Source organism: Actinosynnema sp. NPDC023587, assembly GCF_040640215.1.
Taxonomy (GTDB): Bacteria; Actinomycetota; Actinomycetes; order Mycobacteriales; family Pseudonocardiaceae; genus Actinosynnema.
Genome location: NZ_JBFABG010000017.1, coordinates 1 through 15262 on the forward strand (window position 1 = coordinate 1; position 15262 = coordinate 15262).

Sequence of the window (15262 nt, forward strand, 5' to 3'; positions counted from 1 at the left end):
GTTTTGCTTGGTCGCTAAACCACTTACCGGAGACCTCGCCACGTTCCGGCCACCGACACGCCGCCGGCCGCCTCACCTTTTGAAACACGGGCTAGGTGAGCAGGCCGTTCAGCTCCTGGGCGAGCTGGGCGGCGATGCGCGCGTTGTCGGCGGGGGCGTGCGTGAGCCACTTCTGGCCGTCCTGCCCCTGCCGGGTCTGCGACATGTAGCGGCCCTGGTCGTTGTCGAACCACGCCACCTGCGGTGCGCGCTGCTCACGGCCGTGCCGACCGCGCACCGTGACGCCGAACTGCCCGGCGCGCAGCCGGGGCCGTTCGAAGGTCGCCTCCAGGGCGCGGATCTGCGAGGTCACCGCGGACCTCGGGGCCATGGCGCTGGTGAACGTCGCGCTGCCGAAATCGTCGTCGCGGCGCGGCGGGGGCGGCGGGGCGGACGACGGCATCGGGACCGTGACCGACTGCCCCGGACCGGGCCGGGACTGCGGAACCAGGTCCACCACCGCGCGCAGCAGTGTTGGCGACCGCATGGTGTCGATCTTCATCTGCCGGTCGTCCAGCACCGCGAGGGCCGCCAGCTCCCCCTTCGCCCCGGCGCGGGCGAGGAGCTGGCGCTCCACGTTCCGCGGGTCCAGCGACGCGATCGCGTTCAGCGAGTAGTCGAAGCGCACCAACAGGTTCAGCGCCTCCTCGACCTCGGGCGAGATCCGGCCGCGCCGGGCCAGGCCCCGTGATTCCAGGTCGTTGTAGACGGCGTTGCGGATGCCGCGCCGCTCGTCGAACGTCTGGCCGAGGTAGGGGAATTCGAACGGGTAGGGCCGGCTGCCGAGCTTCAGGTCTTCCCAGAGCACGTCGGCGGCAGCGTGGGACAGGGCGAACGAGAACACCGTCACCCGCCGATGACCGGGGGCGCGACCATCGTGCCGTCGCCGAACACGTCCTCGGTCTCCACCAGGTACGACGCGGACTTGTGCTCCTTGTCCTCCTCGCCCTGACCGCCCTGCCCGGCTCCGGCACCCATGCCGCCCATGCCCGCGGCACCGCCGCGACCACCGGCACCGGCACCGGCACCGCCGCCGAGACCGCCCGCACCACCGCCGGCCGGCCCGAAGCCGCCCGCGCCGGTCCGCCCGGCCTCACCGAGCACACCGGCACCGCCGCCGGGACCGGGGCCGAAGCCACCGCCACGACCGGCCGCGGCCATGCCGCCGGGACCGCCACCCAGGCCACCCGCGCCGCCACCACCACGACCGCCTCCGCCGGCACCACCGCCGGCACCGGGACCACCTGCACCGCCGCCGGCACCACCGCCACCGGGGAGGCCGCCACGACCACCGGGACCACCGGGACCGGGGAGGCCGGGCCGCAGGCCGGGACCGGGGATGCCCGGCGGTCGGTTGCCGGGCGGTCGGTTGCCGACGCCACCGCCACCGCCACCACCGCCGCCGCCAGTACCGCCGCCGGGGGGCCAGATACCGCCTCCGGGCGGCAGACCGCCGCCGCCACCACCGCCGGGACCCGGGCCCGGGATGCCGCCGTTGCCGCCGCCACCACCGCCCCCGCCGCCACCGGGCGTCCAGCCGGACTGGTTGGTGTTGCCGCCACCGGGGCCACCCGTGCCGCCACCGGGGCCGGGGATGCCGTTCACGCCCGTACTGCCGGTGCCACCGCCGGGACCGTCCGGAATGGACGGACGCCCGCCGATGCCGCCGGGCTCGTTCGGGTTGGGCTTGCCCGGGTCACCGCCGCCCGAACCCTCCATGGGCGGCGGCGGAGAGAAGGCGGGCATCGTCGAGCCGGACTCCTGGAACGAGGTCGACATGTTCGTCATGACCTCGGCCGCGCGCTCGTGCGCCTGCTGCTTCTCCTCGAACTTCTGCTCGATCTTGTCGATCGTGTCGGCCCACTTGAACGGGTTGGGCTCGGAGAAGAACATCTTGTAGGCGTCGGCCGTGCTGAACTTGACCGGCTCCGGCATGTTCGTCTTGGCCGTGTCGGCGGCCTGGCTCTGCTCGAAGAGCTTGTTGCCGGTCAGCTGAGCGCCCTGCGCGGCGTCGCCCGACCACGTGGCCATGCCCGTGAAGTAGCCCTGCGCGGACGACGCCGCGTTGCCCTGCCACGCGTCCTTGCTGGCCTCGGTCGCCTTGTTCAGGTTGTTCTGGAGGTCCACCAGCGTGTTGCCGATCTTGGTCCACGCCTCGCCCTGCTCGTTGGCCGAGCCGGGTGCCATGTTGTCGGTGACCATCGACTTGAGCTGCTCGTGGGGGTAGGCCAGGTACTGCGAACCGGCCGTGGACATCGGCGGTCGGTAGTTCTCGACCACCTGCTCCAGTTCTTTTTCCTGGTTGGCCTGGTTCTGGGCCGACTTGCTCTTGTAGTCGACGTAGGCGAACAGGTTGGGGACCAGGTTGGCGAAGCCCGGATCGGCGGCGACCTTCTTCTGGTACTCGTCGCGCAGCTCCGCCTCGGTCTGCCCGGCGTAGACGACCTTGGTCGCGTTGGGATCCTGCGAGTTCGGCGGTGCCACGGCTCTTCTCCTGACTTACTCGGGCAGCTTCGGTTCGACCGCGGTGGCCAGTTGCTTCGCGGCGTCGCAGGCTTCGGCGGACGACGCCGTGGACGCCCCGAAGAAGTCGACCCTCGACTTCGGGGTGATCTCGACCGCGTAGGTGCAGTCCGTGGTGGTCAGCACCGCCTCGACGCGCTTGGCCTGGCGAGCGCCGATCTGGACGTCCGATGCCTTGGAGTTCGGCCCGAGGGTCACGTCACCGAGGCCCAACGTGGGGAAGACGTTGATCGACACCTTCGTGGTCGTCTGGCCCCAGCGGGCCTCGCAGTCCAGTTTTCCCGTCTTCTCGATGCGGGACAGGTCGAACTGGCCCGCGACCGCGGTCAACTCGGCGCACGAGTCGAAATCCGCGAGTTCGTCGCCACCCGGGGTGGCGGACGACGTGGTGGTGGACTCCTGGGGCGAATCGGTCGTCGTGGCCGGGCCACCGGTCGCCGACGGATCTCCCGGCGTCGTGGTCGTGCAGCCCGCCAGCACCAAGCCGACCACCACGACCGGCAGTACCGAACGGATCACCGAATTCCTGGTCAACTGCATCCCCGTCTCAGTAATCCTTGAGGCTGTTCGCGGCGGCGTCATCGACTTCGCGGTAGTTCTCGACCGCCTTGCGAAGGGCCGCCTTCGCGTCCAGCAGCGCCACCCTCAACTGCTCGATCGCGGGCACGATCCCGGTGGTGCCGCCACCACCGTTCGCGCTCTCCGCGTTGTACCGGCTCATCGCCTGCGCGTCCGGGCTGGTGCCGAGTCGGGTTTCCTGCTGGAGCCGGTAGAGGTCGCGGTTGAGGCTGTTGATCTCCATCTCGGCTTCCTCGATGGCCTTGATGTAGGCCTCCGCGCCCGACTGCTTGATGGCGAACGAGCCGGACTCCGCCGCCTGCTTGAGCCCCTGCATGTCGGCCGTCATGGCGCGCATGGACTGCGCGCTCCACGCTCCCTTTGTCGGCACCACTACCCCCTGCGATCACGCGATTCCTACCGCGCACGGTACCGCGCACGTCAGGACATGTCTCGACTATGACGAGCCCGGGAACCGGCGGGTTCCGGCAGTCACACGTCGAGAGCGGCGGACCACTCGACGTGTGACGAGGGCCACAAGAACGACAGGCCTCGTGAACGGTTCAGCCGAAGCGGCCCGGCTGACCGACACCCGGCAGGGTGAAGTGGAAGCCGGCGAGTTCGGCGGTGCCACGGCTCCCGACTTACTCGGGCAGCTTCGGTTCGACCGCGGTGGCCAGCTTGGTCGCCGCTTCGCAGGCCTCGTCGGCGGACGTGGTGGACGCCGCGACGAAATCGACCCGCGACTTGGCCTCGATCCCGACGGCCACGGCGCAGTCCGTGTCGGTCAGCGGAGCTTTGAAGGTCGTGGCCCGGTGCGAGCCGATGGTGGTCTCGGCGATCTTCGAGCCGGGCTTGGCGGCGACGTCCGCGACACCCAGTTCCGGGAACACCTTGACCCGCACGGTGGTGGTGGTCTCGCCCCACCGGGCCTTGCACTCCTGCTCGCCGTCCTCGGCGATGCGGGTCAGCGCGAACTGGCTCGCGACCGCGTTCAGCTCCTCGCACGCGTCGAAGTCGGCCAGCTCGCCCCCACCGCTCGCGCGCTGGGAGGTGGTGGTCGAGGTGGACTCCGCAACGGTCTCGGTCGTGGTGCCGCCGCTCGCCGAAGGATCTCCCGACGTCGTCGAGGTGCAACCTGCCAGCACCAAGCCGACCGCGGCGATCGACAGCACCGAGCGGATTACCGGACTCCTGGTCAACTGCATCCCCATCTCAGTGGCGCTTGAGGCTGTTGCCGGCACCACTACCCCCTGCGATCAAGCGATTTCCACCGCGCACGGTATCGCGCACGTCAGGACATGTCTCGACTATGACGAGCTCGGGACCGGCAGGTTCCGACCGTCACACGTCGAGAACGGCGGACACTCGACGGGGGTGACGAGGACCACAAACGGCGAGGGGCCTCCCCGCGGTGGCGGGGAGGCCCCTCGGCCCGGTGGACGGGTTCAGCCGAAGCGGCCCGAGATGTAGTCCTCGGTCGCCTTCTGGCTGGGGTTGGAGAAGATCTTCTCCGTGTCGTCCACCTCGATCAGCCGGCCCGGCTGACCGACACCCAGCAGGTTGAAGAACGCGGTCTGGTCGCTGACCCGCGCCGCCTGCTGCATGTTGTGGGTCACGATGACGATCGTGTACTCCTTCTTCAGCTCGGTGATCAGGTCCTCGATCGCCAGCGTGGAGATCGGGTCCAGGGCCGAGCACGGCTCGTCCATCAGCAGCACGTCGGGCTGCACGGCGATCGCCCGCGCGATGCAGAGCCGCTGCTGCTGCCCGCCGGACAGGCCGCCGCCGGGGCGGTCGAGGCGGTCCTTGACCTCGTTCCACAGGTTGGCCCCGCGCAACGAGCGCTCGGCCACCTCGTCGAGCTTCTTCCTGTTCCGCTCGCCGGCCAGCTTCAGACCCGCGACCACGTTGTCCCGGATGGACATCGTCGGGAACGGGTTGGGGCGCTGGAACACCATGCCGATGGTGCGCCGCACCTGCACGGGGTCGATGGTCGAGGCGTAGATGTCCTCGCCGTCGAGGAGGACCTTGCCCTCCACCCGCGCGCCGGTGGCCACCTCGTGCATGCGGTTCAGCGACCGCAGCACGGTGGACTTGCCGCAACCGGACGGGCCGATGAACGCGGTGACGTTCTTCGGCGGCACGGCAAGCGAAACTCCGTCCACGGCGTGGAACTTGCCGTAGAAGAGGTTGAGGTCCTTCACGTCGATGCGCTTGGCCATAACCGCCCGCTCACTTGGTCTTCGGGGCCAGCCACCGCGAGATCGCGGTCGCCAGCAGGTTGAACACGGTGATGATCAGCACCAGGGTGATCGCCGCACCCCAGATCCGCTCGAAGCCCGCCTGCGTGGGGTTGTTCCGCTCGCCCGCCATCATCAGCGGCAGCGACGCCATTGGGCCGTCGAACAGGTTGTAGTTGATGAACGGCGCGTACGCGGCCAGCACCAGCACGGGCGCGGTCTCACCCATGACGCGGGCCAGGGCGAGCATCACGCCGGTCAGGATGCCGGACAGCGCCGTCGGGATGACGATCTTGACGATGGTCTTCCACTTGGGGATGCCCAGCGCGTAGGACGCCTCGCGGAGCTCGTCCGGCACGATCTTGAGCATCTCCTCGGTGGTCCGCACGATCACCGGCACCATGAGGAGCACCAGCGCCAGGGACACCGCGAAACCGCTGCGGCCGAAGCCGAACGTGGTGATCCACAGCGTGTAGACGAACAGCGCGGCCACGATGGACGGCACACCGGTCAGGATGTCGACCATGAACGTGGTGGCCTTGGAGAGCTTCGACCGGCCGCCGTACTCGACCAGGTAGATCGCCACGAACAGGCCGACCGGCACCGAGATCAGGCCGCAGACCAGCGCCTGCACCAGCGTGCCGTAGATCGCGTGGTACGCGCCGCCGCCCTGCTGACGGGACAGCAGGCCGGACAGCGACTTCTGCCACCAGTCGAGGTCCAGGACGACCGGCAGGCCGCGCTGGACGACGGTCCACAGCACCCACACCAGGGGCACGATGGCGACCGCGAACGCCAGGTACACCAGCACCGTGGCGAAGCCGTTCTTGAACTTGCGCAGGCCGCTGACGCTCTGGAAGGTCGGCGGGGTCGCGAGGCGGTTCAGGTCCGCCGTCTCGGCCGTCATTCGTACTCCTTGTGACCGGCGACGATGGCTCGGGCGATGGCGTTGACGACGAAGGTCAGCGCGAACAGCACCAGGCCGGCGGCGATGTACGCGCCCGCGGACAGCGCGTCGTTGAACTCCGGTGCGGCCAGCGCGATCTTGGACGCGAAGGTCGCGCCGCCGTCGAACAGGCTCCAGCCGAACGCCTCGTTGGTGGCGCTCAGGATGATCATCAGGGCGATGGTCTCGCCGAGCGCCCGGCCGAGGCCGAGCATGGAGGCGCTGACGTAGCCGGCCTTGCCGAACGGCAGCACGGTGGTCCGGACGACCTCCCACTTGGTGGCACCCAGGGCGATGGCACCCTCGACGTGGGCGGGCGGGGTGCGGTCGAAGACCTCGCGGCTGACCGCCGTGATGATCGGCAGGATCATCACCGCGAGCACGATGCCGGCGGTGAAGACGGTGCCGCCGAGCTCGATGCTGACGTTGCCCTGGGCGAACAGCGGGATGAAGCCGAGCGCGCTGGTCAGCCACTCGCCGATCGGGGTGAGGACCGGCGCGAGCACCAGCAGGCCCCACAGGCCGTAGATGATCGACGGCACGGCGGACAGCAGGTCGATGACGTACGCGAACGGCCGGGAGAGCTTGCGCGGCGCGTACTGGGTGAGGAACAGCGCGATGCCCAGCGCGATCGGCATCGCGATGATCAGCGCGAACGCGGACGACACCACGGTGACCAGGAGCAGGTCCAGGATGCCGAACCGCAGGTTCGCGGTGTCGCCGGTCGCCCACTCGCGGCTGGTCAGGAAGTTGGCCTGGTCCAGGGCGAGCGAGGGGATGGCCTGGACCAGCAGGAACAGGCCGATGGCCCCGATGAGGACCACGATGAAGATGCCCGAACCGGTGGCGAGGCCGCGGAAGATCCGGTCGCCCGGCCGGACGTGGGGAGCGTTCTGTTCGGCTTCCGTGGTCGGGGGAATCGGAGCCTCCGAGCGGGATCGAGCGGCGGGAACGCCCCTGCGGGCACCGGGGTCACCGGTGCCCGCGGGGCGCTTGGCCACGATGCGGTCGTTCATCGCGATGGCGTGGGCGGAGTGGGTGTCGGCCGGATCAGGCGATCGCCTTGATGGCGGTCAGCACCTTGTCCTGGAAGGCCTTGGGCAGCGGAGCGTAGCCCGCGTCCACGAGACCCGCCTGGCCGTCGGTGGCCGCCACGGTCAGGAACGCCCGGATGGCCTTCGCGGTGTCGGCGTCGTAGCCCTTCGAGCAGACGATCTCGTAGGTGGCCAGCAGCAGCGGGTACGAGCCCGCGGTGGTGGTGCCGTAGATCGAGTCGAGGTCGAGGACCAGGTCGTTGCCCTCGCCCTTGAGCTTCGCGCCGTCGATGGCCTTGCCCACGGTCTCGTTGGTCAGCTCGACCGCGCCCTGGCCGGCGTCGATCTTCGCGATGGACAGCTTGTTGTCCTGCGCGAAGGACAGCTCGACGTAGGTCACCGCGCCGTCGACGGAGCCGGCGGCCTGCGCGACACCGGCGGACTTCTCCTTGCCCTCGCCGACACCGCCCTTGAACTGCTTGCCGTCGCCCTGGGTCCACGAGCCCTTGGACGCGATCTTCAGGTACTTCTGGAAGTTGTCCGTCGTGCCGGCCTCGTCGGACCGGTAGACGACCTTGATGTCCTTGTCCGGCAGGGCGGCGCTGGAGTTGAGCGCCTTGATGGCCGGGTCGTTCCACTTCTTGACGGTGCCGTTGAAGATCTTGGCGGTCACGTCGCCGTCGAGGACCAGGTCCTCCACGCCTGCGAGCTTGTAGCCGATGGCGACCGGGCCGAAGACCAGCGGGAGGTGCCACGCCGGGCCGGTCGCGCAGCGCTTGGCGGCGGCTTCGACCTCGCCCTTGTCCTTGGACAGCGCCGAGTCGGAGCCGGCGAAGTCCACCTGGCCGGCGTTGAAGTTCTTCACGCCCGAGCCGGAGCCGGACGCGTTGTACGCCAGGTCCGCGCCGTCGCACTTCTGCTTGTAGGCCTGGATGAACGTGTCGATCGCGTTCTTCTGCGCGGAGGAACCCTCTGCGTTCAGCTTCGCCTTGCCACCGCACTCGACGCTCGGGCCGGACGCCGCCGCGTTCGACGAGCCACCGGTGCCGGCGTTGTTGTCGCTGCCACATGCGGTGAGCAGAAGCGCACCGGCCGCGATCAGGCCGATGACGGCACCGTGCCGCTTGGTCTTCACCTGGGGTCCCACCTAACTGAAAGCGGAATTGACGCGACGGACCTCGCCGCTCGACACGGACGGTAGGCAGCGATGGTGGACAAGCACCCAGGAGAAGGTGAACGCGAGGTGAACTCCACACGGGAGGTGACTAGTCACACCGCCGATCGGGTGGTGGCGTGACCTGCGCGTTTGCTTGGCGTGATGGGTTTGTCACTACTTGGCGTATTGGGCGTCGGAATCCCACCGGGTGAATCCCAACCGTTCGTACACGGCCAGTGCCGCAGCGTTGTCGGATTCGACGTACAGCATCACCTCGCCGATCCCCGATCGCCGCAGGTGCGCCAGGCCGGCGAGGGTCAGCGCCCGGCCCAACCCGCCGCCCTGCGCGTCCGGGTCGACGCCCACCACGTACACCTCGCCGAGGTCGGGCGTGTGGGCCTTGGTCCAGTGGAAGCCGAGCAGCCGGCCGTCGCCGTCCACGGCGAGCAGGAAGCCGTTCGCGTCGAACCAGCGCTCGTGCTCCTTCTCCCGGACGTCCTCGATGCTCATCGCGCCCTGCTCGGGGTGCCAGGAGAACGCGCGGTGGTTCACGTAGACCACGGCCGCCTCGTCCCGGCCCGGCTCGAACGGGCGCAGCACCACCCCGTCGGGCAGGGTCGCCTCGGGCAGCGCGTCGTCCAGGGGGCGGCGCAGCCGGAGCAGTTCGCGGACCTTCCGGTAGCCCAGCTTCGCGGCCAGGGCCGGCGCGCCGGGGTTGCCGCCGTGCGCCCAGATCCGCAGCGGTTCGGCGCGCTCGGCGGCGGCCCGGACCAGTGCGGTGCCCACGCCCCGCCGGCGGTGGCCGGGGTGCACGGCCAGTTCGGCCACCTTGTTGTCGGCGGCGTCGCCGAACAGGTCCAGGTGCAGGTAGCCCACCAGGGTCTCGCCGGAGCGCGCCAGGAGGTGGTCGCTGCCCCGTGCGCCGGGCCGCAGCCGCAGCACCACCTGCTCGCCCACGGCGGCCACGCCGTCCTCGCGGGCGGCGGCGTCGAGCAGGTCGATCACTTCTTCGGCTTGCCCGGTGGACAGCTCTTCGAACCACGTCGATTCCACACCGGAGGAAACTACCGGGTGGTCATCACCGGTTCAGCGGCGCTGGAGCAGCGGCTCGCCGTCGGACACCCCGGCGCGGCGGGCACCGCCCGGTCGGACGAACTTGTAGCCCACGTTGCGCACGGTGCCGATCAGCGCCTCGTGCTCGGGGCCGAGCTTGGCGCGCAGCCGCCGCACGTGGACGTCCACCGTCCGGGTGCCGCCGAAGAAGTCGTAGCCCCACACCTCCTGGAGGAGCTGCGCGCGGGTGAACACCCGGCCGGCGTGCTGCGCCAGGTACTTGAGGAGCTCGAACTCCTTGTAGGTCAGGTCGAGCGGGCGACCACGCAGGCGGGCGGTGTAGGTGGCCTCGTCGATGACCAGCTCGCCGTGCTGGATGGAGCCCCCGCCGTCGGGCCGGGTCGCGCCGCGCCGGGACCGCACCAGCCTCAGCCGGGCGTCCACCTCGGCCGGGCCGGACGTCGGGAGCAGGATCTCGTCCACGCGCCAGTCCGAGTTCACCGCGACCAGGCCGCCCTCGGTGACCACGGCCACCACGGGCACGTCGACCCCGCCGGCGTCGAGCAGCCGGCACAGGCCGCGCGCCCCGACCAGGTCGGTGCGGGCGTCCACCAGCACGACGTCGTGCGGACCGGCCTCCAGCAGCGCGGAGACCTCGGGGCGCAGCGGGCGCACGCCGTGGGGGAGCAGCGAGAGCGCGGGGAGCACCGCCTCGGGGTCGGAGTCGGTGGTCAGCAGCAGCACGTCGATACTCATCGCGGTGCCCTCCTGTTCGGCCGGTGTCTGGTCACCGACCAGGCAGCGCGACGATCGATTACCGGGCACCGTTGCCTGCGGATGACGGAGACGATACCGGTGCCCACGACGAAAGACCCAGGTCAACCGACCAGGGTCACAGTTGTTCCCCCCAGCGTCACCCCGGTGGCCTCCGCGTCGCACGGCGCGATCACCCTGCACGGGCTGCACCTGACCTCGTCACCTTCCGTCACGGACCTGGCCTTCGTGATCGGCCACGGCTTCACCAATCACGTCCGCAAGCCGTTCGTGTCCCGGGTGCTGACGCGGTTCGCCCGGCACGGCGGGGTGGTCGCGCTGGACTTCCGGGGTCACGGCCGCTCGCAGGGCCTGTCCTCGCTCGGCGACGACGAGGTGCACGACCTGGCGGCCGGTGTTTCGCTGGCCCGCGACCTCGGGTACCGACGCGTGGTGACCGTCGGCTTCTCCATGGGCGCTTCCGTGGCGCTGCGCCACGCCGCCCTGCACGACGAGCGCCCGGACGCCGTCGCGGCGGTGAGCAGCCCCTCCCGCTGGTGGGTGCGCGACACCGTCGCCATGCGCCGGGTGCACTGGCTGCTGGAGCAGCCGCACGGCCGGCTCGCCGCCCGCGCGCTGGGCGTCCGGCTGGGTCCGCCGTGGCGTACCGTGCCGCCCAGCCCGCTGGAGGTGGTGCACCGGATCGCGCCCACCCCGCTGCTGATCGTGCACGGCGAGCAGGACCACTACTTCGGACCGGGGCACGCGCGGGCGCTGCACCGCGCGGCGGGCGGGTCCGGCGTCCTGTGGCTGGAGCCTCGGATCCGCCACGCGGAGTCCGCGATGACCCCGGCTCTGGTAGACCGGATCGCGACCTGGCTCGACCACTCGACCGACGAGGGAAGTCGATGACCGCCTCACCGACCACACGCCGCCCGACCAGGGGCCGCAAGCTGATCATCGCCGGACTGGTGCTGGCCGGCCTGCTGGTCGCGGCCGACTACGGGCTCGCGGCGGCGGGTGAGTACCAGGTGGCGCAGCGGATGCGGGACAAGTTCCGGCTGGCCGACGACCCGACCGTGCGGATCAACGGGTTCCCGTTCCTCTTCCAGGCGCTGAGCGGCGACTACCGGGACATCGAGATCACCGCGACCGGGGTGCCGGTGCGCGACTCGCTGCGCGACCTGGAGATCCGGGCGAACCTCTACCACACCCGGATCGGCCTGTCGGACCTGCTGTCCGGCAACACCCGCGACGCGCGGATCGACCAGGTCCGGGGCAGCGTCAAGATCAAGGCGCAGGACCTGAACCGGCTGGTGAACACGGTCACCCCGTTCACCGACATGGCGATCGAGCCGGACACCCGACCGGAGGCGACGCCGACGCCCGCGCCCGCGAAGCCGGACCCGACCAAGGCCGCGGTGAAGCTCAGCGGCAACACCGTCGTGGCCGGGCGCAAGATCCGGATCACCGCCTACGGCTCGGTCACCCTGGTCGCGGACGGCCAGGTGGCGGTGTCGGTGGACGACGTGGAGGTGGACGACACGTCGTTGGCGGGCCTGAACCAGGTGCTGGGCGTGGTGCGGCAGGCGTTGAGCGTGACGATCGACCCCGGCGTGCTGCCCTTCACCGTGACGCCGACCGCGATCACCGTGGAGAGCGGGGCCCTGACCATCGAGGGCACGATCAACGACATCCCGCTCGACCAGGGCTGAGGTCGCGGTGGCCGGGGTGTGGGCGCTGCTCGGCGCGATCGCCGTGGTGGCGGTGGTGGCGGTGGTGCTGCGCCACCGGGAAGGACGGGTCCGGACCGCTCGGGAGGCCGACGTGGAACTGCCGCAACCGGTGCGCGACCTGCTCGACCCGGGCACGCCGGTGACCCTGGTGCAGATCTCCACCACGTTCTGCGCGCCGTGCCGGCACACCCGCGTGCTGCTGGCCGACCTGGCCGGGCGCACGGAGGGCCTGCGGCACGTGGAGCTGGACGTCACGAACCGGCCCGAGGTGGCCGCCCGGCTGGGGGTGCTGCGCACCCCGACGACCCTCGCGCTGGACCCCGGCGGGGCCGAGTTGTTGCGGGTCGGCGGCGTTCCGAAACGCGATGCGCTCCTCGCGGCGTTACGCGCTTACCTACCTCGCCCGAACGAGTGAACCTGGGAACTCCCACGTTGTGGACGCCACTCCCGACAGGAGAAACCAGCGGCTACCCTCGTCGGCATGAACACGCTGCTGACCAAGCGACTCGCGGTCGACCTCTGCCGCGTCCGCAGCAGCCTGTGTCGCGCGGTGAGCTGACCGGGCGGGATCACCCGGCAGTCTGACGTCTTGACCGGCGCGCGCACTGCCTCTAACACCGCCTGTGGACGGACTGCCCAGTCATGTCACCGTCAGGAGGTCGTCGTGCCCAAGGATGTGCCCGTGGACCCTCGTGGCCCGCGTTTCAGCGCTTGGATCACCACTGCCGTCCTCGCCGTCGTGCTGCTGACCGGGTCCTGGCGGCTGCTCGCCGCGCAGACCGTCTTATTCGGGATGTGCGCGTTCATCTCGCTCAAGCTCAACCCGTGGGGGCACGTCTACCGGTTCGCCGTCCAACCGCGGCTCACGCCGACGACGGAACGCGAGGAACCCGCCCCGCTGCGGTTCGCGCAAGGCGTCGGCTTCGTGTTCGCCCTGGTGGGGACCATCGGGTACGCCTCCGGTATCACCGCGCTCGGAGTGGTCGCCACGTCCGCCGCACTGGTCGCCGCGCTGCTCAACGCCGCGCTCGGCCTGTGCCTGGGCTGCGAGCTGTTCCTGCTCCTGCGCCGCTTCGCCCCCGCTCTCGCACGCCCCCGATAAGACCGAGAACCAAGAAACAGGAGCAGCTTCGATGAGCCGTGAAGACGTCCTGGTCTCCGCCGCCTGGTCCGAGGAGAACCTCAACACGCCCGGTGTGGTGTTCGTGGAGGTCGACGAGGACACCACCGCCTACGAGGGCGGCCACATCCCCGGCGCGGTGCGGATCGACTGGAGGACCGAGCTCCAGGACCAGGTCCGTCGCGACTTCGTGGACCGCGCGGGCTTCGAGAAGCTCCTGTCCGCCAAGGGCATCTCCAACGACGACACCGTGGTCCTCTACGGCGGCAACAACAACTGGTTCGCCGCCTACGCCTACTGGTACTTCAAGCTCTACGGCCACGACGCCGTGAAGCTGCTCGACGGCGGTCGCAAGAAGTGGGAGCTCGACGGCCGCCCGCTGGACAAGGACGTCGTCTCGCGCGAGGCCACGTCCTACCAGGCGCAGGAGCAGGACCACTCGATCCGCGCCTTCCGCGACGAGGTCGTCGAGGCCATCGGCAACAAGAACCTGGTCGACGTGCGCTCGCCCGACGAGTTCTCGGGCAAGCTGCTCGCCCCGGCGCACCTGCCGCAGGAGCAGGCGCAGCGCGGCGGCCACATCCCGTCGGCGATCAACGTCCCGTGGAGCAAGGCGGCCAACGAGGACGGCACCTTCAAGTCCGACGCCGAGCTGGCCGAGATCTACGGCGAGGCCGGGTTCGACGGCTCCCGCAAGACGATCGCGTACTGCCGCATCGGCGAGCGCTCGTCGCACACCTGGTTCGCGCTGCACGAGCTGCTCGGGCACCAGGACGTGAAGAACTACGACGGTTCCTGGACCGAGTACGGCTCGCTGATCGGCGTGCCGGTGGAGCTCGGCAGCGGCAAGGAGGTCTGATGAGCGACACCTGTGGTGCGCCGGTTCAGGGCGTGGACGTGGCGGTCGGCGCGGACGCGGTCGTGCTGACCGGCAAGGTCAGCACCGCCGACGGCCCGGTGGGCGGTGCGTTCGTGCGGCTGCTCGACTCGAACGGCGAGTTCACCGCCGAGGTCGTGTCCTCCCCCGAGGGCGACTTCCGGTTCTACGCGGCACCGGGCACGTGGACGATCCGCGCGCTGCACCGGTCGGGCAACGGCCAGGCGTCGGTGTCCGCCGACGGTCCGGGCGTGCACCCGGTCGCGGTGGCCGTGGCGTGAAGTCCCGGGAGCGCACGGGCTGAGCCCGGCGCCACCCGGCGGGACCCCCGGTGCGCACTGGCACCGGGGGTCCCGCTTTTGTGTCGCGTTGCCCACCGCGAGCGGGGCGGGACGGGGGCCGGGCGATAAACTCGCGGGGTGGAACACTTCTTCACAGCCCTGATGATCGTGGTGGCGCTGGCCGTGCTCTGGTTCGCCGGGTACGTGGTCTACCGGCTGTACTCCGACCAGCGCTGATGACGGACAACTCGCCCGTGCCGGGCAGCGGTGACGCGGCGGTGCGGGCCGCCGCCACGCGCGCCGAGACGACCGGGGCCCGCAACCTGCCGCAGTTCGGGGACCTGCCGGTCCCGGCGGACACCGCGAACCTGCGCGAGGGCCCGTCGCTGCACGACGCGTGCCTGGCGCTGCTGCCGCTGGTCGGCGTGTGGCGCGGTGAGGGCGAGGTCGTGTACCCGACGATCGACGGCCCGTACCGGTTCGGCCAGCAGGTCACGTTCGCGCACGACGGCCGCCCGTTCCTGTTCTACGAGGCCCGGTCGTGGCTGCTGGACGCCGAGGGCGCGGTGATCCGTCCGGCGGCCCGCGAGTCCGGGTTCTGGCGTCCGAAGCCGGACGACACGATCGAGGTGGTGCTGGCGCACAACACCGGGATCATGGAGCTCTACTACGGCAAGCCGCGCAGCCAGACGTCCTGGGAACTGGGCACCGACGCGGTGGTCCGCACGGCGACCGCGAAGGACGTCACGGGCGCGCAGCGGCTCTACGGCATCGTCAACGGCGGCGACCTCGCCTACGTGGAGGAGCGCGCGATGGTGGGCCAGCCGCTCCAGCCGCACACGTCCGCGCACCTCAAGCGCGTGGTCGGCTGACCCGGGCAGAGACCCCGGGGTCGACGTGATCACCTGGACAGCGGGAAGTTCTCAGGTAGGATTGTTCAACA

General features: G+C 70.4%; 19 protein-coding genes. 8 read left to right on the forward strand and 11 right to left on the reverse strand.

Going from position 1 to position 15262, the window contains the following annotated elements; translation table 11 throughout:
* Nucleotides 1-91 precede the first annotated feature (91 nt).
* The 11 genes from AB0G01_RS30650 to AB0G01_RS30700 form a co-directional block, all read right to left on the reverse strand.
* On the reverse strand, nt 92-889 hold the full coding sequence (locus AB0G01_RS30650; protein ID WP_360952703.1) for an ESX secretion-associated protein EspG: 798 nt from the start codon (nt 887-889) through the stop codon (nt 92-94).
* On the reverse strand, nt 886-2523 hold the full coding sequence (locus AB0G01_RS30655) for a hypothetical protein (RefSeq protein WP_360952706.1): 1638 nt from the start codon (nt 2521-2523) through the stop codon (nt 886-888). The genes AB0G01_RS30650 and AB0G01_RS30655 overlap by 4 nt, the downstream gene beginning before the upstream one ends.
* Nucleotides 2524-2538: 15 nt before the next feature.
* Nucleotides 2539-3081 carry a hypothetical protein gene (locus AB0G01_RS30660; RefSeq protein WP_360952709.1) on the reverse strand — a complete coding sequence of 181 codons (543 nt, stop codon included), beginning with the start codon at nt 3079-3081 and terminating at the stop codon, nt 2539-2541.
* A 28-nt stretch (nt 3082-3109) separates the two neighbouring features.
* Nucleotides 3110-3478: a hypothetical protein gene (locus tag AB0G01_RS30665; protein ID WP_360952711.1), complete on the reverse strand. Its 369-nt coding sequence runs from the start codon at nt 3476-3478 to the stop codon at nt 3110-3112.
* Between the two features lie 286 nt (nt 3479-3764).
* A complete protein-coding gene (locus AB0G01_RS30670) occupies nt 3765-4328 on the reverse strand; it encodes a DUF3558 family protein (RefSeq protein WP_360952714.1) in 564 nt (187 codons plus the stop codon).
* A gap of 240 nt (nt 4329-4568) precedes the next feature.
* Nucleotides 4569-5345 (reverse strand): phosphate ABC transporter ATP-binding protein PstB, encoded by a 777-nt coding sequence (gene pstB / locus AB0G01_RS30675; protein WP_360952717.1) that lies wholly within the window; start codon nt 5343-5345, stop codon nt 4569-4571.
* A 10-nt stretch (nt 5346-5355) separates the two neighbouring features.
* Complete coding sequence (gene pstA / locus AB0G01_RS30680) at nt 5356-6270, reverse strand: phosphate ABC transporter permease PstA (protein ID WP_360952720.1); 915 nt, start codon at nt 6268-6270, stop codon at nt 5356-5358.
* The gene (gene pstC / locus AB0G01_RS30685; protein WP_360952723.1) at nt 6267-7325 is read right to left on the reverse strand and encodes a phosphate ABC transporter permease subunit PstC; all 1059 of its coding nucleotides are present in this window, start codon (nt 7323-7325) and stop codon (nt 6267-6269) included. The genes pstA and pstC overlap by 4 nt, the downstream gene beginning before the upstream one ends.
* Before the next feature lie 34 nt (nt 7326-7359).
* Complete coding sequence (gene pstS / locus AB0G01_RS30690) at nt 7360-8478, reverse strand: phosphate ABC transporter substrate-binding protein PstS (RefSeq protein WP_360952726.1); 1119 nt, start codon at nt 8476-8478, stop codon at nt 7360-7362.
* A 195-nt stretch (nt 8479-8673) separates the two neighbouring features.
* Nucleotides 8674-9528, reverse strand: a complete 855-nt coding sequence (gene mshD / locus AB0G01_RS30695) for a mycothiol synthase (protein ID WP_360953028.1) — start codon at nt 9526-9528, stop codon at nt 8674-8676.
* Nucleotides 9529-9585: 57 nt separating this feature from the next.
* Nucleotides 9586-10308: a response regulator transcription factor gene (locus AB0G01_RS30700; protein WP_360952729.1), complete on the reverse strand. Its 723-nt coding sequence runs from the start codon at nt 10306-10308 to the stop codon at nt 9586-9588.
* 165 nt (nt 10309-10473) lie between these two features.
* On the opposite strand from AB0G01_RS30700, the gene AB0G01_RS30705 reads away from it, so the two are divergent.
* The 8 genes from AB0G01_RS30705 (at nt 10474) to AB0G01_RS30740 (ending at nt 15191) form a co-directional block, all read left to right on the forward strand.
* A complete protein-coding gene (locus tag AB0G01_RS30705) occupies nt 10474-11217 on the forward strand; it encodes an alpha/beta fold hydrolase (protein WP_360952732.1) in 744 nt (247 codons plus the stop codon).
* The gene (locus AB0G01_RS30710) at nt 11214-12020 is read left to right on the forward strand and encodes a DUF2993 domain-containing protein (RefSeq protein WP_360952735.1); all 807 of its coding nucleotides are present in this window, start codon (nt 11214-11216) and stop codon (nt 12018-12020) included. The genes AB0G01_RS30705 and AB0G01_RS30710 overlap by 4 nt, the downstream gene beginning before the upstream one ends.
* A 7-nt stretch (nt 12021-12027) precedes the next feature.
* Nucleotides 12028-12456 (forward strand): thioredoxin family protein, encoded by a 429-nt coding sequence (locus tag AB0G01_RS30715; RefSeq protein WP_360952738.1) that lies wholly within the window; start codon nt 12028-12030, stop codon nt 12454-12456.
* A 66-nt stretch (nt 12457-12522) separates the two neighbouring features.
* A complete protein-coding gene (locus AB0G01_RS30720; RefSeq protein ID WP_360953031.1) occupies nt 12523-12600 on the forward strand; it encodes a putative leader peptide in 78 nt (25 codons plus the stop codon).
* A 105-nt stretch (nt 12601-12705) separates the two neighbouring features.
* Nucleotides 12706-13143 (forward strand): DUF4395 domain-containing protein, encoded by a 438-nt coding sequence (locus AB0G01_RS30725; RefSeq protein ID WP_360952741.1) that lies wholly within the window; start codon nt 12706-12708, stop codon nt 13141-13143.
* A gap of 31 nt (nt 13144-13174) precedes the next feature.
* The gene (locus tag AB0G01_RS30730; protein WP_360952744.1) at nt 13175-14020 is read left to right on the forward strand and encodes a sulfurtransferase; all 846 of its coding nucleotides are present in this window, start codon (nt 13175-13177) and stop codon (nt 14018-14020) included.
* Entirely contained in the window at nt 14020-14319 is a 300-nt protein-coding gene (locus AB0G01_RS30735; protein WP_360952747.1) for a DUF1416 domain-containing protein, read from the forward strand. The genes AB0G01_RS30730 and AB0G01_RS30735 overlap by 1 nt, the downstream gene beginning before the upstream one ends.
* Nucleotides 14320-14573: 254 nt before the next feature.
* Nucleotides 14574-15191 (forward strand): FABP family protein, encoded by a 618-nt coding sequence (locus tag AB0G01_RS30740; protein WP_360953034.1) that lies wholly within the window; start codon nt 14574-14576, stop codon nt 15189-15191.
* Nucleotides 15192-15262 lie beyond the last annotated feature (71 nt).